The 21,764-nt window shown below is 44.5% G+C and carries 13 protein-coding genes and 1 riboswitch; all 13 genes read left to right on the top strand.

Features of this window, described 5'->3' with window-relative positions:
• The first annotated feature begins 131 nt into the window (after positions 1-131).
• The 13 genes from INP51_RS08475 to INP51_RS08415 all read left to right on the top strand — a co-directional run bounded on the left by INP51_RS08475 (position 132) and on the right by INP51_RS08415 (position 21,711).
• A complete protein-coding gene (locus tag INP51_RS08475) occupies positions 132-971 on the top strand; it encodes a leucine-rich repeat domain-containing protein (protein ID WP_193734452.1) in 840 nt (279 codons plus the stop codon).
• Positions 972-1,053: 82 nt separating this feature from the next.
• A riboswitch (cobalamin riboswitch) is annotated at positions 1,054-1,239 on the top strand.
• Positions 1,240-1,385: 146 nt separating this feature from the next.
• Positions 1,386-1,991 carry a hypothetical protein gene (locus INP51_RS08470; protein WP_193734451.1) on the top strand — a complete coding sequence of 202 codons (606 nt, stop codon included), beginning with the start codon at positions 1,386-1,388 and terminating at the stop codon, positions 1,989-1,991.
• Positions 1,992-2,091: 100 nt separating this feature from the next.
• Positions 2,092-7,299, top strand: coding sequence for a coiled-coil domain-containing protein (locus INP51_RS08465; RefSeq protein ID WP_193734450.1), 5,208 nt, complete (start codon positions 2,092-2,094; stop codon positions 7,297-7,299).
• A gap of 16 nt (positions 7,300-7,315) precedes the next feature.
• Positions 7,316-11,380: an Ig-like domain-containing protein gene (locus INP51_RS08460; RefSeq protein ID WP_193734449.1), complete on the top strand. Its 4,065-nt coding sequence runs from the start codon at positions 7,316-7,318 to the stop codon at positions 11,378-11,380.
• Between the two features lie 31 nt (positions 11,381-11,411).
• A complete protein-coding gene (locus INP51_RS16130) occupies positions 11,412-12,611 on the top strand; it encodes a DUF4430 domain-containing protein (protein WP_230406749.1) in 1,200 nt (399 codons plus the stop codon).
• Positions 12,612-12,613: 2 nt separating this feature from the next.
• Entirely contained in the window at positions 12,614-13,579 is a 966-nt protein-coding gene (locus INP51_RS08450) for an energy-coupling factor transporter transmembrane component T (protein WP_193734448.1), read from the top strand.
• Between the two features lie 3 nt (positions 13,580-13,582).
• Complete coding sequence (locus INP51_RS08445) at positions 13,583-15,355, top strand: ABC transporter ATP-binding protein (RefSeq protein WP_331463420.1); 1,773 nt, start codon at positions 13,583-13,585, stop codon at positions 15,353-15,355.
• Complete coding sequence (locus INP51_RS08440) at positions 15,330-16,202, top strand: ECF transporter S component (protein WP_193734447.1); 873 nt, start codon at positions 15,330-15,332, stop codon at positions 16,200-16,202. The genes INP51_RS08445 and INP51_RS08440 overlap by 26 nt, the downstream gene beginning before the upstream one ends.
• Positions 16,203-16,208: 6 nt before the next feature.
• Positions 16,209-16,502 carry a hypothetical protein gene (locus INP51_RS08435; RefSeq protein ID WP_193734446.1) on the top strand — a complete coding sequence of 98 codons (294 nt, stop codon included), beginning with the start codon at positions 16,209-16,211 and terminating at the stop codon, positions 16,500-16,502.
• Positions 16,472-17,044 carry a class B sortase gene (gene srtB, locus INP51_RS08430; protein ID WP_193734445.1) on the top strand — a complete coding sequence of 191 codons (573 nt, stop codon included), beginning with the start codon at positions 16,472-16,474 and terminating at the stop codon, positions 17,042-17,044. The genes INP51_RS08435 and srtB overlap by 31 nt, the downstream gene beginning before the upstream one ends.
• 15 nt (positions 17,045-17,059) lie before the next feature.
• A complete protein-coding gene (locus INP51_RS08425) occupies positions 17,060-18,046 on the top strand; it encodes a TIM barrel protein (protein WP_193734444.1) in 987 nt (328 codons plus the stop codon).
• Positions 17,964-18,773 carry an anaerobic ribonucleoside-triphosphate reductase activating protein gene (locus INP51_RS08420; protein ID WP_329602292.1) on the top strand — a complete coding sequence of 270 codons (810 nt, stop codon included), beginning with the start codon at positions 17,964-17,966 and terminating at the stop codon, positions 18,771-18,773. The genes INP51_RS08425 and INP51_RS08420 overlap by 83 nt, the downstream gene beginning before the upstream one ends.
• Before the next feature lie 550 nt (positions 18,774-19,323).
• Positions 19,324-21,711, top strand: coding sequence for a ribonucleoside triphosphate reductase (locus INP51_RS08415; RefSeq protein WP_193737304.1), 2,388 nt, complete (start codon positions 19,324-19,326; stop codon positions 21,709-21,711).
• The last annotated feature ends 53 nt before the right edge of the window (positions 21,712-21,764 follow it).

Genomic DNA, 21,764 nt, shown 5'->3' with positions numbered 1-21,764 from the left:
ATTTTCTTGTGATTGAAAGCTGAGGTGCAGTGTGATGCTGCATCTTTTTATTATATTGGAAATCTGGTTTTCCATATAATAAAGCCCCTCTGGGGTGTACATATACTTGTGTTACTGTGGGAGGTGATATATTGGGTGAAAGGGTTTCCGTTTGGAGGAAGGCGGAATCCGGGTATACGTTTACAAAAGCACAGGGAAAAGCAATCGAAAAACAAAAAGAATGGACGGCAGATCCGAATTGTCGTGCGATTGGTGAGGGAGCTTTTCAAAATAACAACAAATTACGGCGGGTCATTTTGCCCGAACATGTGAAAGAGGTGGGTGCCCAAAGCTTTGAAAACACGGCACTTCGGAATGTGGAGATGCAGGGAATCGTGTTCGTCAGGAAGGAAGCGTTTTCCAACTGTACCAGACTTAGCCAGGTGCACATTCCCGGAACAGCCAATTTCATAGGCAAACGGGCATTTGCACAGTGCCGGCGTCTGGAGCAGGTTCAATTTGAGCGGGGAAGTCTCTATCAGGAGATTAAGACGGAGACCTTCGCAGGCTGTTCCCATCTGAATTCCATAGTCCTTCCAGATGGGATTACAAGAATCGAACGGCGGGCATTTTACAAATGTACGGCACTAGAGGAGATGAAGTTTCCGACCGGTCTGAAAGAGATTGGCATGGAAGCGTTCTATCAGACGGCATTAAAAGAGCTGATACTGCCGGAGGGGTTGGTAAGGATTGGGGACAGCGCATTCTTAAAATGCAACCAGCTGGAATACGTGCAGATTCCTGACCATGTAAAAGTGATTGAAAAGTGGGCGTTCCACGGTTGTAACCGGCTGAAAGTTCTGGAGATTCCAGGAGATCCGGTAGAAATTGGACCTTGGGTCATCAATAAGGCAGCCAGAATCCGTTGCAGGAAGGGTGGAAAAGTAGACGGTTATTGCCGGAAATCCGGATTTCAGGTAGAATACCTATAGAAGAGAGGAGGGAAAGAAATAATATGTTAAATATTGACAAACCAGATATATAAGATTATACTATAGTTATAAAAGAAAACTGAATATTGAGAAATTTTTGTGGTCAGAGCATACGCTCTGTTTAAAGGAATCCGGTGAGAATCCGGAACAGTTATCCCTGCTGTATGGGGGACGAAAGAAAGCAAGATGCCACTGGAGGATATCCGGGAAGGTGCTTTTGAGTAGGAGGAACCCAAGTCAGAATACGAACACAAAATTCCCAGATGCTACGTCCATAGGCAGAATGGAGGTGTATTTTTTGTACACTCCGATAAGTATTATCGATTATAGTGGGACAGGCGCCGTCCCAGTATGATAGGAACTTTTACGTTAGTAATACTTAACCCGCTTGGAAAAGCGGAGAAAGGAGTAACAATGAGGTTAAAGAATTTAGTTAAGAGGATGGTTGGAGTTGTTCTGGCAATGGTGATGGTATTCTCCATGAGCATGAGTGTGTTCGCGGCACCCAGTGGTACGGTGGATGTAACCATTATAAACAAAGGTAGTACAGTAGCTGAACAAACGGTATCAATCAGCGCTATTCAGGCTGAAGTAGGAACTGACGGACACTATTACACCACAACACCATACACGGATTATGACACAGAGGGGGTCAAGGTTCCGACAGTGGCAGATGCCTTGATTAAGGCATACGCAATGGAAAATAGTTTGAATGCTTTGACTCTCGCAACCTATACTCCCGGTGGTTCATCCACATCGTATGCTATAAGCTATGACTGGGATTTACATCCATATGTTGGGAATCCCGGAATATACTTCTTGTACTTTGATTGGGTTACAACAGCTAACGAAAGCTTTGTGGACAATGGTGATGGCACGACGACTTATACAGGTGATACCTGGATTTTAGATGTTGATGGTAATGAGAGCTCATTATATGCAAGCAATATTGACTTGAGTACGGTGAGTGAGGTTGTATTTGAATATAAGCAAGTTTCTTATACATATCCCAACTCATAAACACTACCTGAGAATCACTGCATTGCTAAAGTTTAATATTTTATAAGAAACACATCGGAGAGGCGTTTAATCGTCTCTCCGATTTTAAAGGAGAAGAGATATGAAAAAAATCAGACAAATTGTGGCGTATTTATGCGCACTTATTTTAATTGCGTCTTCCCTTGTCCCGGCTCAGACGGTGAGTGCTGCCCCGGAGCAGGCCGGAGTAAAGGGCACTTCAACAGATATTGAAGAATTATCCGTTGGTATGGGGAGTTGGTCAAATGTATTCGATCAGAATCTGAATATGTATTCGGCGGAGCAGATTGCGGATAATCTTTTTTATATATGTATGCCGAATCAGGGTACTAACGGTGTAAGATTCACCGGTGTGTTAAGTTCTTCCAGCGCTGAATTAACGGTTACAGATATTGCTGATCCAGCTAATGAGAGGGGGAGAAATACGGCGGTTGAGTATGACTATGGATACAGGCCGATAGAAAATGGAGCGATGGTCGGAAAAAGAATTGAACCAGAGGATGTGGAAGGAAAACGTCCGTTCCATACACTGGAAATGATTCCGCCGGCAGGAGATGGCAAAGCTATGATGTACCTTCCCCTTGGAAGCGGTTGCTATCGGTTGACGGTTACGGATGGCGAACAGATCAAAGATTATTATGTGATTCTGAGTCTTAGAGCTAAAACCAAATCCAGTGTACCCTATGCAAATATGCCAGATGAAATTAGGCTATTGGATAAAGATTACAAAGAATTGGATGAAACATATCAGTATGCTAAAGGCATAACAGACTGGTATAACACGTCTGTTACATGGGGATTCTGTGGATGGCCTGAGAAAGCCATTATTCCGGACAAAATTCCGTCTGTCAGACTGAAGCTTTCAAGGGAAAACCTCAGTACAAGCGATGCGTATTATGAAAAGCCCAGGACTGAGAAGCCGGATTATTTTTATTATCAAAACAACTATTGTTATAGTGTAAATGGTGGCGAGCTGAAGGATTTCTCTGGAGATGGGAGTTCTGGAGAAATTGTGCTGCAACAGGGGTATAATATAATTTTTATAGGGCATCAGGCAAAAGAAACCATGACAATTAGGGATATTTCGAGGTATGGCTCATCTGTTCTGCTTCTCTACCGTGAAGGAGAGAATACTTATACCAGATTGCCGGCAACGGAGACAGACCTTGCATCGGTACAGATATATCGGGCAGCAACTGATGCGAAAACGGCAAAAGGTATGTTCCGTGAGGCTTTGAATACGAAGAAGGAGCCTCTTACCTCTGAGACTAAGGTTGAATTAGCGTCAGTCTCTCCTTATGTATTTATCATGGCAGAGGCGAAAAATTCGGATTCAAAGATTGAGATACCAAACAGCACAGAAGTTGACGGCGGATTTCTGGTGAAGTATAACCATGAAAGAGACACAGCGGTTAACATCAACGTTATACCAGAAGAAGGGGATGCGGTGATGACCAGTATTCCAATTAATTGGACGGTTTCAGATGTGTCACTCAACGCACTTGAAGTTATAGAAAACGGCAGGATGACATCAAGTTATACAAAAGGTCAGAAGGAATATTATCTGATACCGGATGATATGGATAAGCCGGTAAAGCTAAAATATGATTGCTCTGATAGTCTCGAAATCAAGGCGAACCGCGCAGATGAGTTCGGCGATGCCGTATTACAGAATGCAGAACATACAGTGACGTTAGATCCCAGGACACAGCATCAGATTGTTTTTCGGGTGACGGGAGTCGATGAAACAGTCAATACCTATAGTGTTGCTTTAAAGAGGGAAAATACATCAGATCATTCAGAAGCAATCAGCATTGCAAAACCATATCTGAAAAGCGTTATGGAATTCTATAAGCAAAATCTGGGAGAAAAGAAGGCTGGCGGAACTTATTGGACAATTTTTGCAATGAAGGCAGCGGGAGAGAACCTGGATGGTTATAATGTTTATAACGTGCTGGATCAAAAGCGCACACAGGCAACAGACTATGCAGGGATTATTCTGGAGTTGGTGATGCTGGGGGAGAATCCCTTTGATTATGGTGGTGTTAACTTTGTGGAGCTTTTACAAAGCTGCAGAGATGATAGTGGAAATTATGGACCGTATGCCTGTAACATCTATGCATTGTATGCATTGGATGCGGTGGGAATTGAGGATAAAAAATTAGTACAGATTGTGGCAGGGCAGGCAGTTGCCAAGAGCTTTGATTTGGATATGCGTGGATGGGCAGTTGCTGCAATCCAGAATCATATGGATACGCCTGGCGTGGAAGAAAAAAGTGCCATTGCAATTGAAGATTTTAAAAACACCCAGGGACTTGGCGATCCGAAGCGGGGGCCGGCGATTCCGGGAGCTTTTGAAAACTTCTGGTATTATAATAGTAATTCAGCGACCCAGTCATGTGTAATCATGGGGCTGACAGCAGCGGGAATTAATCTTCAGGAGAGTGATTGGCGTTGCCAGGGCAGAACACCAATAGAATATTATGCATCTTGCTTTGATGAAAATGGTAAACCTACAAAAGAGAGTGTTGGTACCATGCCAGCACAGGTAGTGATTGCCTTGTCCGGAATTATCAACCAGTCTTGCGTATTTCCGGATAATATGCTGACACTGGAAAAGGTTGAGGTTTTGTTGGACAGGTCTAAGAGCATTCAGACCGATAAGGTGCTTCAGGGGAAAATTGATAATGCTTCTAGAGCTTTACAGACGCTGTACGATGCAAACAACGGGACGGCAGCCGGCATGGGCAAGGCGTATTTTGAATTGAACGATCTTGTGGGGATTGCAGATTCAGAATGGAAATATGATACGTTTATGGGATCAGAAGAGCAGAAAGCAGCGGTAGAGGATGTGGCGGATCAGATAAAAGATCTATCCGTTGCCTATAAGGATAAAGACAAGATTCTGACTGCAAAGAAAGCATATGACAATCTTTCCGAATATTCATCCAATGGCGATGAAGGAACCGCAATGCTTCAACATTATGTAAAACATGCCTATAAACTGGATTATGCCTTACAATACATTGACCTGGTTGAAGCGTTTACGGATGCCGTGGAGAGCATTGGAACAGTTCAGGAGAACAGCGGCACAGCGATACAGGATGCGTATGATGTATATGGCAGAATGGATGATGAGATTCGAAAAGACGAATCTGTATCAGCGGCATACGATAAACTGCAGAAAGCAAACCAGGTATATGGAGTGATTGCAGCGATTGCAAGCCTTCCCCAACTGGAGGCTCTTACCCTTGAGGATGCAGATGCTGTCAGTGCGGCCAGAGCTTCGTATGATGTATTGGATACAGATTTAAAAGCGCAGATATCCAATTCTTCCGATTTGATTACTGCCGAGAAGAAAATTCGGAATCTGAAAGCTGTTAAGACTGTATCGGAACTGATCGAGGCCCTGCCGGATTCGAAAGATCTTTCCTACGAGACAGATGGGGACGCGGTAAAGAAGGCGTATCAGGAATATATGCTGCTCACAGAAGAACAGCGGGAACTGCTGGATTTTGATCAGCGCGATAAGCTGCTGGACGATTATGAGACAATCAAAGGGCAGCAAAGCGATGCCGAGGCGGTCCGGGAAGTGATTGCGAACATCGCGGATATTCCGGCACTTGAGGAACTTACCCTGGAGGATGATGCATTTGTAAAAAGTGTCAGAGGTTTATATGAGAGCCTTTCTACGGAGGTATTAAAGGCGAGGGTAACTAATTACACCGTCCTGACAGGGGCGGAAGCGAAACTGACAGCCTTGAAGCAGGAGGATCTGCTGGAACTGACCAGGAAGCTGCCTGATCCTGGAACTCTGGAAGGACATAAGGAAGACGGCTCTGATATGGAGATAACAGAGAAAATCCTTCAGGAAATTGCAGCGGCTGTGAGCCGGTATCAGTCTATGGATGAAGCCTTGCAAAAAGTATTTGCCAATGAAAATCCTGCAGAATACCGGAAGCTTATGGACTTGAAGCAAATCGCAGAGCAATATAACGGTTATATCGAAGAGGTGCTGGCACCGTTGGTGGAAGAAATTGCATCCTTTGAACTCCCGGTCACAAAATACAATATGGGACTTGCGGGAGACCTGCTCACCAGATACCAGGCAAATGAGGAGGCAAAGACTTATCTGAACAGTATCGCCTGGGAGGATGGAACCCGTCTGCAGGATAAGATGGAGACAGTTGAAAATCAGTTGTCCACCCTGAACAGTGATCTGGAAGCTGCAGCTAAAGTGGATAACCGGATCGAAGATCTGCCCGATGAAGTCAACTTGGGGAATGTCAAGGCAGTCACTACAGCTCTGGAAGAGATCCAAAAGCAGTACGATGCCTTAAGCGGACAGGCGAAAAGCTTTGTCGTCTATACCGACCGCTGGGAAGATAGCAAGAGGAAACTGGCAGATTTCCAGGAAGGGCAAAATGCAGCCCAGGCGGTGATCACACAGATTAAGGATGCCGTGGACGAGACCAATGACCTCTTAGCAGAGGATACCGTCCTGTCACTGAAAAAGGCCGAGAGTGCTTACGACACACTGACACCTTCCCAGAAGGCACAGATTCCGGAAAGCCTGGTGAAGTCCATGGACACGATGAAAGAGGACATCTCTGCGGCAAAGACAGCAGAAAGCGAAAAGAACGAACTGGTCACCTACAAGGGTACCATTCCCTGGGACGTCGTAATCAAGATTACACGCATTGCTCAGTCCGAGGACAGCTATACACGCCTGCGCGAGGAATTGGACAGCGAAAAGAAGGCCTTACTTTTAAACGCCTTCGACGTGACGGCCTATCGGATCTTGGAGGATGGAATCCGTGAGGATTTCATGCCAGCAGGGGGGATGAGGCTTACGGTACATACCGAAGAAGACCTGTCTGAGAAGACAGCGGTGATTGCCCACTTGAAAACAGATGGAACTGTGGAGTTTCTGCAAGGAGAAGTACAAGAAGGCGATCTTACATTTACGACGCAAAGCCTGTCTTCTTTTGCAGCCGGTGTCATCGAAGAGAACACAGGCTCCGAGTATGAGGACGAGAATAATAATAACAATAATAATGGTTCAGACAGCAAGACGAATCCTGGGACTTCAAAGACTGGGAATACCGGGCAGACAGGGAGCAAAAATACAGGAAGCAGCGGCAACAAAATCACAGCCGGAGGCAAGACAGGGGTTCCAAAGACCGGAGATGAGCTTGAAGGGCAGGCAAAGACCATGGGTATTCTGTTACTTGCCAGCACAGGAGTCCTGCTGCTCTGCCTGAAAAGAAAAAGGGAGCAGTACAACTGAGAAATGAGGGAAATCTATGAGAAAAGATAAGATGAGAATGAAGAAAATTCTGGCATTTCTTCTGACATTTCTTCTGTGCTTTGGAGGAGGAATATACGATACAGTTCCTGCCAAGGCACAGGGAGAAAGCTCTTCCGTTATCGTATCCGTGGAAAAATTCACTCTGGGAAAAGGGTGGATTACAGAACCGGAAGTGGTCCCGCTTCTGGGAGAAGAGACTGTGAGCAGTCTCCTTACCCGGTATATGGAACAGAAAGGTTATCCTTTGATCGTGAACACGAACACGAGTTATGGCTGGTATCTTTCAGGAATTACCAGAGGCGATGCCGGGGGAGATTTGCAGATACCAGATCTTATCAAGGAGATGGCAGATAAGGACAATAAAAATTTGACGGATACTCTGACGAATAAATATGCACCGGATCTAAATGAGTTTTCCTATGCCTCCGCAGATGCAGGGACAGAGACTTCCGGATGGATGTACTCTGTAAACAATGACTTTCCGGGAACGAGTATGGAAAGCTATACGCTTAAGAATAAAGATGTCTTACGGATTCAGTTTACACTCTATGGAACCGGTCTGGATGTCAGTGGGGAGAGTCCCGGCGGGAATGTCTATGACAGAGCCGATAAATCAGAACTGTTCACGAGGTTGGCTTATATCAATCAGGCGATGGACAGCTGGCTTTCGACGGAGCAGGATCAGAATGCCTATGACCATGCGGTAGAGACTGCGCAGAAGTTGAATGCAACACAAAAGGAGGTGGATCAGGCCTGCAGTGCCCTGCCGGATCAGGCAGTGGTATGGCCGGAGTCCATCCTGCTTTCGGACAGCAGTCTGACACTCTATGAAAACGATCCGGTGACTGCTCTTGATGCGAAAGTGTATCCAAAGAATACTTCTTTTCCGGGCATATCCTGGGATTCATCCGACGTTGAGGTTGCCAGCGTAACTCAGAAAGGAAGAATTACCCCACATAAAGCAGGAACGGCAATGATCACTGCGATGACACAGAATGGGATTCGTGAGTCTTGTGCCGTGACCGTTATCCAAAGACCGTATACATCAATTCGCTTGAATAAGACAGCACTTTCCATGGAAGCCGGTGATACGTACCGGCTGGAGGCATCCGGAACGCCGGAGAATGCTACTGAGCCTTTACAGATTACATGGGGCAGCTCAGATTCATCCATTGCAGAGGTTTCCGGGGACGGAGTTGTAACTGCGGTTTCGCAAGGGACAGTGGCCGTTACCGCACAGCAGAATGGTACAGATATCCAGGCGGCCTGCCAAGTCACGGTTGGGGATGCAAAGGAGCTTGCACTTCAGGCACAGGCATTAATTGAAGCCCTCCCGAAAGCTGGTACACTTACCATCGAAGATGTCGCTGAGGTCTGGACCGCACAGGATTCCTGGGAGTCTTTAAGTGATACCTCCAAAAGCTATCTGGATAATTCGAAGGTGTTGGAGCAGAAGCTTTCCCGCTGTCTCTCGGTCATACAGACACTGACAAAGAAATATGAAAATGTGAACCGTGTGGCGAGTCTGATTGAAAAGCTTCCCTCCTTATCTGCATTGTCCATGACCGACCGAAAGGCGGTCGAAGATGCGGCAGATGCCTATGATGCACTCAAAACGGAAGAGAAAATCCTTGTGGACGCAGCATACAAGAAAAGATTGGAAAAAGCCAGAAGCCGCATGGAGGAGATGGTGACAGAAGTAAAGGAGACGAAGGAGCTTTTGGCGTCAATTCCAAATCCAGTCACTTTACAGGACACAGCGGCGGTTATCGCTCCGTTTGAGAAGTACGAGTCACTCGATGAGATACAAAAAGAACAACTAAGCCAGGGGCTTGTACAAAGGTTGATGGATGCACTGGATACACTGCCGTTTCTGATTACAGAGGCAGTCAATGCCATAGATATCTCGGCTTCGGTTCGCCCGGAGAGTCTGCAGATCCAGACCTTTTTACAGGCAGTTGCGGCTTACGATGAATTAAAGGATTCCCTGGCAGTCAGTGAAGAGACAACAGGGCAGATGGAGCAGATAAAAACATGGATTGGAACTGGGATTCATGCCAAGAGTGGAGTCTCGGCAGACAGCTATTGGTATATACAGACACATGCCAGGGAACCGGAGAATCTTACAGAGGTAGAAAAGGCGCTGAAAAAGAAATACACAAACGCCAAGGCCCCCTCAGAAGCATGGGAGATCTCTTATACCGACATTCGGGATCAAAGCTGCTACAAGCAGGAGAGAAATATCGCGCTTACGTTTTCCTGCAAAGACCTTGCCAAGATGGAAAATCCACAGGTATTTTATTACAGTGGGAATGGATTAAAAAAATTAAAACCGCAGATGGATCTTGGCCTTGGTACGGCGCTGGTCAAGACAAATAAAAGCGGATTGTTTGTGATTGCCGATGTTCCAATCCCGATCACTGGTCTGGACATGAAAAATATGTGCAAGGTGACCAAGGGAAGTACCCTTGCGCTTGCACCGAAAAAAATCCCTGACGATGCCACGAGCAAGGTGGAATATGTGTGGGAGAGTTCGGATGCATCAATCGTATCGGTAGACGGAAAGGGAAATGTGACGGGAAAAAAAGCCGGAACGGCTGTGGTTACGGCATCTGTAAAAGGTCAGGCAAAGATTAAGGCAAAGACGAAAGTGACTGTCGTTACCACGGCAAATTCTCTGTCAAAATCGATCAAAGAAGTTATCAAAGAGACCGCAGCCTATGCCAAATCGACGGATCAAAGCCCGACATTGGGCAGTGAATGGTATGTGATTTCCCAGGCAAGGAATGGAATGGATTTGAACGACACGTATTTTTCGGTTTATTATAATCATCTTGCCAATTATCTGAAACAGAAAAATGGTGTTCTCAGTGAATCGGCGTATACAGAATATTCGAAAGTCATCCTTGCGGTTACTGCTATCGGAAAAGATGCAAGAAATGTCGCAGGGTATAATCTGTTCAAACCACTGGCTGATTTTGAACAAGTCAAGAATCAAGGGTTGAACGGTCCAATATGGGCACTGATTGCACTGAAATCATACCCGGACTATCAGATTCCACAGATATCTGGTGTTGCCGAGCAGACAACGGAAAAGAAGTTGTTGGATTTTATTCTGGGCAGGCAGTTGAAGGATGGAGGATGGGCCTTATCCGGCAGAAAAGCAGATTCCGATATGACCGGAATGGCGCTGCAGTCCTTATCTCCGTTTTATAACAAATCCGGTTATGAAGATGTGACAAAAGCAGTAAATCAAGCGTTGGATTGTCTGGGCAGTATGCAGACGAAAACCGGCGGATACATCACGATGGGCGTGGAAACTTCGGAGTCGACGGCACAGGTCATTACTGCTCTTACATCGCTTGGAATTGATCCCAAAAAAGATACCAGATTTGTCAAAAATGGCGCATGGACGGTACAAAACTTGATTTCATACCATATTGGCGGAAGCGGATTCATGCATGTAAAAGCAGGAAGTGGCAATAACGGCGGAGCTGCTGCAGGAGAAGTAGATGGTCTTGCTACCGGTCAGGGTTTTTATTCTCTGGTGGCCTACCAAAGGCTATTGGACGGAAAAACAGCACTCTATGACATGTCGGATTTGGCGGTGAAGCCGGGCGGAACCGGTGACGGAAGCGGTACAGGCTTGGAACAGGCAGAAATGACTATGGATATAGTGCAAGGAGGTGGACGTAATGCATCCGGTGACACTTCCGGAAGCAAATCCCAGTCACCATCCACTGCAAGTTCTCGCACGACAGACGGAAATGCTGTCAAAAAGCCGGCAGCGGCAAAAAAGAATGAACAAGAGAAAACTGCCAAAAAGAAAGCGGATGAAAAAAAACCATGGAGTTTTGATGGCTCCGACTATAAACCGAAAACGAAAGTGCTTGCAAAAGAGAAGGATACCAAAGGGAAAGAAAATGTTCCGGCAGCGACAAATGCAGTCCTCAGGGACGATAAGCGCATATTTTCAAAAGCTCAAATCCCATATGTACTGTGTCTAGTTTGTGGCTGTACGGTAGTAGGTGTATGTATATATTTCAAAAAAAGGATTTAAGAATTCTTAAAGGACGGTTAGGAGGAAACCTATGAAAGGGAAAATGGGCAGATATTTTGCGGCTTGTCTTGTCTGCATATTGCTATTGAGTGCTGGTTGTGGCCCGACAACCAATAGTAGTGAGATTCCGAAATTGGAGAAAGAGGAGACGGTTAAGTCCAAGAGTTCAAAAAATCCTGTAGAAAGTCTGAAGAAAAAGAACGAACTTCCAGAAGGCGGTATTGTCAAAAAGGCACAGATGGAGACAATTGCCGGAAAAGAAGGAAGTTATGAATTTTTTTCAACCGATCAGGATACAGGAATTACCTATACATGGACATACGATGGCAAGAAGATTCAAAATCCCATCGAACAGAATCTGAAGGTTCAGTTTCCCGATGAAAGGGTGGAGGAAATAAAAAAAGCCGCTAACAATGCAACGGTTGGGCTGGGGCTGACGTTGAATAAAGGAAATCTGGCGGCTCCGGTAAACTTGACACTTTTGCTTACAGAAAAGTGGGATGCGGACTCTGTGATCTTATGCAAGATGACGGATCAAGGCCCCGAAAAGATGTGTGATGTTTCTCTGGATTCAGAAACAAACGACGAAAAAGAAGTTACGCGGCTAAGCTTTCCGGTTACAGAGATGGGAGATACTTACTATCTGGTTGGAGGAAAGACAAAGCTTGAGACAGAGGAAAAAGATACCGATAAAAACAGTACTTCGTCCAATAAGAAAAGTGCATCAGAGGAGGACAGCCAGACAGATAGGAACGCAATCTCTTCTCCAGAAGAGAATCAACAGGCATCGAACGGGGAAGAAGAAAATACAGAAATGCCTGAACATACCTGTACCATCTCGATAGAATGTTCCACGATTTTGAATAACTGGGGAAATTTGAAACAGTCAAAGAGCAGTTTCGTACCATCCGACGGTTGGATTATGGGAAGCACAACTGTGGAATATGATCCGGGGGAAACCGTCTACGATGTCCTTTATCGTGTCTGCCGTGAAACCGGAATTCATATGGATGCAACCTATACCCCGGCTTACAGTTCTTATTATGTGAGAGGAATCAATCAGCTCTATGAATTTGACTGCGGAGAGCTCTCCGGCTGGATGTATCGTGTGAACGGCTGGTATCCCAATTATGGGTGTTCCAAGTATGAGGTAAGTGACGGAGATAATATCGAGTGGAGATATACCTGTGATCTCGGACGGGACGTCGGAGATGAGTATATGGGAGATTGATCATGAATCAACAAGTGAAAAGAATGGATGCCTTTGCGCAATGCCATCCCGCTATTAATTTTTTCTATTTTATGACTGTGATTTTGGTATCCATGTTTATCAGTCATCCCATTTTACTGGGAATTTCGTTTTTGGGAGCCTTCAGTTATGCCGTTTATCTAAAAGGAGCAGGGAATGTCTTCAAATTTAATCTTCTGTTTACGCTTCCGGCAATGATTATCGTGGCATTTATCAACCCCGCATTTAATCATTACGGAGTGACAACTTTGTTTTATTTGAAAACAGGACCGGTGACACTGGAGGCAACGGTATATGGAGTGGTGCTTTCTTCTATGCTCTTTATTGCTATTTTATGGTTTACCTGTTACAACGAGGTGATGACTACAGATAAATTTGTTTATCTATTTGGAAGAATTATTCCTGCCCTTTCCTTGATTCTTTCCATGGTCTTTCGCTTTGTGCCAAGATTTGGAGCACAACTTAAGGTGATTCGAAACGGACAGAAAGCAGTTGGCCGTGATATGAGTAATGGAAATTTGCTTCAGAAGATAAAATACGGTATTAAGATATTATCTATATTGGTCACATGGGCACTCGAGAATGCCATAGAAACCTCGGATTCTATGAGAGCCCGCGGATATGGCTTAAAGGGGAGGACTGCATTTTCAATTTTTCGCTTTGATAACCGAGATAAATTGATTACGGCAGTACTTCTGGGACTGATGGGGATATGCGGTGCCGGGTTTGCTCATGGTGCTGCATTTGCACAGTATAATCCTATAATTAAGATGGGGGGGATTCCATTAAAGGGATTCAATCTGATCTGTGATTTATCTTGGGCTTTATTTTGCTTTTTTCCTGCGGCATTGAATCTCTATGAGAATAGAAAGTTTAAAAATCTCGAGAGAAAAGCGAATCAAATGCGAAATCTTCCGTGGTATCTGACAGACCTAAGACAGGAGGGCTAAATATTGAATTGTATCAGGATGAAAGATTTCGGTTTTCAGTATCCAAAAGCAGAACATGCTGTATTGGTGGACATCAATATGGAAGTAGAAGAAGGCAGTTTTACTGTACTCTGTGGAAAAAGCGGCTGTGGAAAGAGTACACTTTTAAGGCAGCTAAAAACAGTTCTGGCACCGCAGGGGGTGAAAAAAGGAAGCATTTTGTACATGGGCAAAGAACTGAACAAGGTCGATCAACGCACACAAAGTGCGCAGATTGGATACGTTCTTCAAAATCCGGACAATCAGATTGTGACGGACAAAGTGTGGCATGAACTTGCATTTGGGATGGAGAGTCTGGGGTGTGATACCTCTACGATCCGATTACGCGTCGCCGAGATGGCGTCTTACTTTGGAATTCAGGATTGGTTTTTGAGAAATGTATCGGAACTCTCCGGCGGACAAAAACAGCTTCTGAACCTCGCGTCCGTGATGGCGATGCATCCGAATCTGTTAATTCTAGACGAACCCACCTCTCAGCTTGATCCGATTGCGGCTTCCGATTTTCTTGAGACTGTTCGCAAAATCAATCGCGATATCGGTACGACGGTTATCCTGACGGAACATCGGCTGGAGGATGTAATTCCATGGGCTGATTCGGTTTACGTTATGGATGAAGGAAGAATCATCGCCCATGGATCACCAGGTAAAATAGGGAAATCGCTGAAGGGAATGAAACATGACATGTTTCTGGCAATGCCAACACCGATGCAGATATATGCCGGTGCTTCCAGTAAGTTCGAATGTCCTCTGACGGTAAGTCAGGGACGTCACTGGCTTCAAAAGGAATTGGGAGAATGCACGAGATATCGCACGAAAGAAAAAAAAGGAGAAGACCAAACATCTGATAAAGAAAGAAAAAAGGAACACTTAAGAAAAAAAGAAGTACCAGAGATTCGTCTCAAGGATGTCTGGTTTCGATATGAGAAGGCATTGCCGGATGTGGTGAAAGGATTATCCATGGACATAAAAAAGGGTGAGATATTTGCTCTGGTAGGCGGAAATGGAACTGGGAAGAGCACAACGATGAGTCTGATTGCCAGAATTCGCAGCCCTTACCGAGGCAAGATCTGGTTGGAGGGCAGAGACATCGAGAAATATAGTGATGATGAACTCTATCATGGTTTTTTAGGCGTTATGCCTCAGAATCCACAGAGCTTGTTTTTGAAGAAAACAGTCCTTGAAGATCTCTATGAGATGATCGACGGGAAAAGGGAAAATAAAAGTAAAGCATATTCCATTGACATGAAAAAAGAGGATGCCATTAGGGGGATTGTCTCCCTGACTAAGCTTGAAGATCTTCTCAACCGTCATCCGTATGATCTAAGCGGCGGCGAACAGCAGAGACTGGCACTTGCTAAAATTCTTCTCCTGCGCCCCCGAATTCTACTGATGGATGAACCGACAAAGGGCATTGATAATCATTATAAAAAAGAGTTGGGGGATATCTTAAAGACACTTACGAAACACAAAGTTACAGTATTGATGATCAGTCATGATGTTGAGTTTTGCGCACAGTACGCGGATCGTGTGGGTTTGTTTTTTCAGGGAGATGTTGTTACCTGTAAAGATGCGAAAGAGTTTTTTTCGGGAAATAGTTTCTACACAACAGCTGCAAACCGTATGGCGAGGCAATATTTTCCAGAGGCAGTGACGGTCGATGATGTTGTCAGCGCAATCAAAGAAAAGCGTAAGGAAATGGAGGACTCTTCGGATGCTGGAAAAACAGAAGTTGGATGATTTTCTCAATGTATTTCTTGATGCAAAAGAAGAACCGCTCAATATGGATCTGGATTTCTGGAAGGAAGATGAAAAATCAGAAATACCGAAAGCGGAAAGTTTCTTAGAATCCCAAGAAATATTGACTGTTGCAAAGAATAAGGGAAAGCTCTCCCCGAGAACGATTGTCTCTATTTTTCTGATATTACTAGGGATTCCGCTGACGATTTGGATTGGTATTCGTTTCTTTAATGACAGAAAATATCTGGTAATCAGTCTGGCGATAGCACTCTATTGTATCATTCCGTTCTTTATGGTTTTTGAGGGCAGAAAACCGCAGGCAAAAGAGTTGATGACAATTGCAGTACTGGTTGCAATTGCAGTAGCTGGAAGGGCTGCGTTCTTTATGGTTCCGAGTTTTAAACCGGTGGCCGCAATTGCGATTATTTCTGGCGTCAGTTTTGGAGCGGAATCCGGATTTTTGGTAGGGGCAGTTTCTATGCTTGCCTCGAATATGTTGTTTGGTCAAGGACCATGGACACCCTGGCAGATGTTTGCAATGGGGATCATAGGATTTTTGGCAGGCATATTCTTTCAGAAGGGATGGCTGCAGGCGAGAAAGATATCTCTGTGTATCTATGGGTTTTTAGCCACTCTCTTTATCTACGGTGGGCTGATGAATCCGGCTTCACTGGTGATGATGTCTTATGCGATTACAAAGAAAAATCTTTTGGCAATCTATATGTCAGGATTGCCGGTGGATCTTGTACATGCCTCGGCAACTGTTATTTTCTTGTTTTTGGCGAGCAAACCGATGATTGAGAAACTCGAACGTATAAAAGTAAAGTATGGAATGATTCAGGAGTAGACCACAATGGATGAAAAAGAAGTTCAAAACATAGATGCAGCAGATCATAAGGACACGCTTGAGAATTCGAAAAAAATTAAAATACAGAATATAGATCCCAAGAAGAATATGAAAAAAAGGCTTTTGAATATGATTATTGCAGCGGCCATCTGCATTATCGCCTATAGTACCTTCAGCTTTTTTTCGATTCAGCATCAATATCAAAAATCCGGACAGGAGTATGAGAGAGTGAAAAAAAGGCCGGTGCCGATAAGCTGGGTTTACAAGGATTGGATGATACGCTTCCAGAAATTGACTTAAAAAGTCTTCAAAAGGAAAATCCGGATACAAAGGGATGGATCTATTATCCGGTTTTGGGAATTAATTATCCCATTATGCAGGATAAGGATAATACATTTTACATAAAACACACTTTTTCTGGCGACAAGAATGCAGCCGGTAGTGTCTTTTTGGACTGTTACGGAAATCCGGATTTTATGGATGATAATACTTACATATTTGGGCATAACATGAAAAATGGTTCCATGTTTGGCAGAATCAAAGAAATCCGCAAGGAAGATACAGTAAAGGATAATCCGTACTTTTGGATCTATACAGAAGAGGAATGGAAGAAATACCAGATTTTTTCTTATCACGATGCCAATGCTGATAAGAAAGATATTGCGTTTCAAATTGAATTTGAAAATAAACAGGCATTTCAAAAATTCATAAAAGATGTTACAATACAATCAGAAGAAAAGCTTGATGTCGAAGTAAAGGACACAGACAAAATTGTCTCCTTGTCAACCTGTACCAGCAATTCATCTTTGCGCCTTGTTGTGCATGGAGTGCTGGTAAAATGAAAAGAGAAAACTCTAATGATTATAACAACAAACTTTAATAACACGCTCGATGATATGAAGCGCTATCACGGGAAAGAAGACATCCGCAGATTCTGCAGGGACAACCATCTTGACGGTCTGGAATATATGAGATTTCCGTATTATCCGGAGGATCAGATTCCGATGGATATGGTGCAGGGAATTCATCTGTCTTCGTTTGAGTGTTGGATGGATCTATGGCTTGGCAATCAAAAAGCCCTGCTGGATGAATTCGGTAGTATGAAGACAGTGGAACAGGTTTACGGAGGGACAACGCCGGAAACTCTGATTAGACACTTTCAAAAAGAACTTGACTTTGCCGAGACGTTGGGTGTAAAGTATGTGGTGTTTCATGTGAGTGAAGTGAAGGTCAGAGAATCCTTTACCCGGAGGTTTTGTTATACAGATCATGAAGTGATAAGTGCGGCCTCAGATCTCATCAATGAAATTTTACGGAACAGAGAGTATACCTTTGATTTTCTGATGGAGAATCTCTGGTGGGCGGGGCTTACCCTTACCAAGCCGGAAATCACAGAAGAATTACTCACGAATATACGTTATGATAAGACAGGAATCATGCTGGACACCGGTCATCTGCTGCACACCAACCTGGATCTAAGGGCACAGTCCGAGGGTGTGGATTATATCCTTCAGGTGCTGGATCAGTATCAGAATATCATAGATAAGATCTGGGGCATTCATCTGCAGCAGTCTCTGACAGGAGATGTGGCGCGTTTACTTCAAAAACAGATCAATCGCGGTGATATTATGCTGAAAAAGGATTACTGGGAGCGCTATGCTCAGGTGTATCCCTATGTTTTTAGTCTGGATCAGCATAAACCTTTTACAGATGACAAAGTGATAAGCATGGTTGAAAAGATCAATCCGAAATACCTTACCTTTGAGTTTATCACAAAAAGCCGTGCGGAACATGAGCAATATCTGCGGGAACAGTGGGCGGCATTTTGCCGGTTTCAAGGATGAGAGACTTTCAAGAGAACAGACAGGAGGAGAATTTATGCTGATCGGAGGAATTCAAAAACTTTCTCTGCTGGATTATCCGGAAAAGATGTGCTGTACCATCTTTACGATTGGGTGCGATTATCGCTGCCCGTTCTGCCACAACTCTTCGATACTGGCACATGGTCCTGAAAACAATCTCATTCCAAAAGAAGATGTTCTGAAATTTTTGAGAACCCGAAAGGGGCTTTTGGATGGCGTGTGCATCACCGGGGGAGAGCCTCTTCTTCAGCCGGGTCTTGAAGATTTCATGCGAGAGATAAAATCTCTGGGATTTTTGGTCAAACTGGATACGAATGGAAGCTATCCCGAAAGACTTAAAAATATAGTAAACGATGGCCTTGTCGATTACGTAGCCATGGATGTAAAGAATTCTCCCGCGAAATATGGAAAAACCGTGGGGATAGAACCTTTTGACGTGATGCCGATCCGGGAGAGCATTAATTTTCTGCTCACCGATGCGGTCCCCTATGAGTTTAGAACTACAGTGGTGAAGGAGTTTCATACAGATAAAGATCTGGTCGAACTTGCAAATTGGATTCAGGGCACAAAGCATTATTATCTTCAGAGCTTTAAGGATTCCGGCGACGTGCTAAAAGACGGACTTCACAGCTATATGGAGGAAGAAATGCAGGGATTCCTGGAGAAGATACAGCCGGTGATTCCATCGGTGGAACTGCGGGGAATTTGAAACTTCATGTTTGTTCGGGTCCCAAGGTCCTATGCCTTTTCATGTAAACATGAAAAGAGCACTGGTTTCCTTGTGACTTTCCGCACCTATATGATACACAGATTACTCCGCACTTTGTGCTTCCGTAATCTTACAAACATTCGAATTCCGCCCTGTCGGGCTGCATTCTCATGTTTGTTCGGGTCCCAAGGTCCTATGCCTTTTCATGTAAACATGAAAAGAGCACTGGTTTCCTTGTGACTTTCTGCACCTATATGATACACAGATTACTCCGCACTTTGTGCTTCCGTAATCTTACAAACATTCGAATTCCGCCCTGTCGGGCTGCATTCTCATGTTTGTTCGGGTCCCAAGGTCATGCTTTTTCATGCAAGCATGAAACGCAGGACCTTTTGACCCTTGTATCATACTACATATTGTATACTGTACTTTTAAAATACACCATATATTGAAAAATGCTATTGAATCATCCCTTCGGCTATGATATACTAAATATCATAAGCGGAGGGATGATTTTTAAACTTTATAAAACATAGGAGTGATGAGTGAGATGTATGATGTAGTAAAACGAGATGGAACAAGGGCAGATTTCGATCTGGATAAAATTACGCGAGCGATCACAAAAGCATTTGAGTCGAAAAATAAACAGTACAACCCACAGACGATTGAACTGCTGGCATTGCGTGTGACAGCTGATTTTGAATCGAAGATCACAGACGGGCATATCGCGGTTGAGGATATTCAGGACAGTGTGGAGACGGTCTTAAGTGAAAGTGGATATGCCGATGTCGCGAAGGCATTCATCCTTTATCGAAAACAGCATGAGAAGATGAGAAATATGGAATCCACGATTCTCGATTTCAAGGAGACGGTAGATAAGTATCTGAAAGTAACCAACTGGAGGGTGAAGGAGAATTCGACGGTCACTTATTCTGTCGGCGGATTGATTTTGAGCAATTCCGGCACGATCACGGCAAATTACTGGCTCAGTGAGATCTATGACTCTGAGGTTGCCGATGCACACAGAAATGCCGATATCCATATTCACGATCTGTCCATGCTGACCGGGTACTGTGCCGGCTGGAGCTTAAAACAGCTGATTCAAGAAGGTCTGGGCGGAATCCCGGGAAAGATCACCTCTTCTCCGGCAAAGCATCTGGCGACACTTTGCAATCAGATGGTAAACTTCCTTGGAATTATGCAGAATGAATGGGCAGGAGCACAGGCTTTCTCATCTTTTGACACCTATCTTGCGCCATTTGTAAAGGTAGACACGCTCTCCTATGAGCAGGTTAAAAAGTGTATTGAGAGTTTTATCTATGGTGTGAATACCCCGTCGCGCTGGGGTACACAGGCTCCGTTCTCCAACATTACGCTTGACTGGGTAGTACCGAATGATCTGGCGGAATTACCGGCAATTGTCGGCGGAGAAGAGATGGATTTCCGCTATAAAGATTGTCAAAGAGAGATGGATATGGTGAATAAAGCATTCATCGAGATTATGATCGGCGGAGACGCCAATGGACGCGGATTTCAGTATCCGATTCCAACTTACTCGATCACGAAAGATTTTGACTGGAGCGACAATGAGAATAATCGTCTCTTATTTGAAATGACTTCGAAATATGGAACGCCTTATTTCTCGAACTATATCAACAGTGATATGGAGCCGAGCGATGTCCGCAGTATGTGCTGTCGTCTGCGTCTCGATCTGCGTGAACTGCGCAAGAAATCGGGCGGTTTCTTCGGAAGCGGTGAGAGTACTGGATCTGTCGGGGTTGTCACAGTCAACCTTCCGAGGATTGCATACCTCTCAAAAGATGAGGATGAATTCTATGAACGTCTGGATAAGATGATGGATATCGCAGCCAGAAGCTTGAAGGTCAAAAGGGATGTGATCACAAAGCTTTTGAATGAGGGATTATATCCTTACACGAAACGCTATCTTGGAACTTTTGAGAACCATTTCTCTACAATCGGTCTCATCGGTATGAATGAGGCAATGTTGAATGCAAAGTGGATTCGTGAGGACATATCGAAACCGAAGGCTCATCAGTTTGCTAAAGATGTACTAAATCATATGCGCACCCGCCTGTCTGATTATCAGGAGGAGTATGGAGACCTGTACAATCTCGAGGCCACCCCGGCAGAGAGTACGACGTATCGTCTTGCGAAACATGATGTTGCGACGTATCCGGATATCATCACTGCGGGTAAACCGGGAGAGACACCCTATTATACAAATTCCTCCCATCTGCCGGTCGGATTCACGGATGATGTGTTTGAGGCACTTGGCCAGCAGGATGATCTGCAGACGCTTTATACCTCCGGAACAGTGTTCCATGCCTTTCTCGGTGAGAAGCTTCCGAGCTGGAAGTCGGCAGCTGCGCTGGTGAAAAAGATTGCTGAAAACTATAAATTGCCATACTATACACTTTCTCCGACCTATTCTGTATGTAAGAACCACGGATATATCAGTGGCGAGAAGTATGTATGTGATAAATGCGGCGAACATACGGAAGTTTACAGCAGGATCACAGGGTATTACCGACCGGTTTCGAATTGGAATGCCGGAAAGACGCAGGAATTTAAGGACAGAAGGTTATACAATTCCGAAGTTGCCTTGACGAAAGAGCCGAAGGAAGGAGCGAAAGCTCAGACTGTACAAACTGCCACAGCAGTGAAAGACAAAGATGACGAATCTTCGAAGAAGTTCCTCCTTTTTACGACGAAGACGTGTCCGAACTGCAAGGCCGCGAAGAAATATCTCGATGAGGCACAGATCCCTTATCAGACAGTACAGGTGGAAGATCATATGGATCTGGCTGTAGAATATGGTGTACAAAGTGCCCCAACACTTGTGGTACAGTCCGAAGACAAACGCGATCTGTATGTGAATTCCTCCGTGATCCGAGCATTTACAGAGGAAAACATGTAATACCGGTTTCGGAATCAAAAAAGTCCATGCCTATGGGGATTTGTATCCTTTCG

This window comes from Blautia liquoris (assembly GCF_015159595.1).
Taxonomy (GTDB): Bacteria; Bacillota; Clostridia; order Lachnospirales; family Lachnospiraceae; genus Novisyntrophococcus; species Novisyntrophococcus liquoris.
This window is presented reverse-complemented; position numbering and strand designations above follow the sequence as displayed.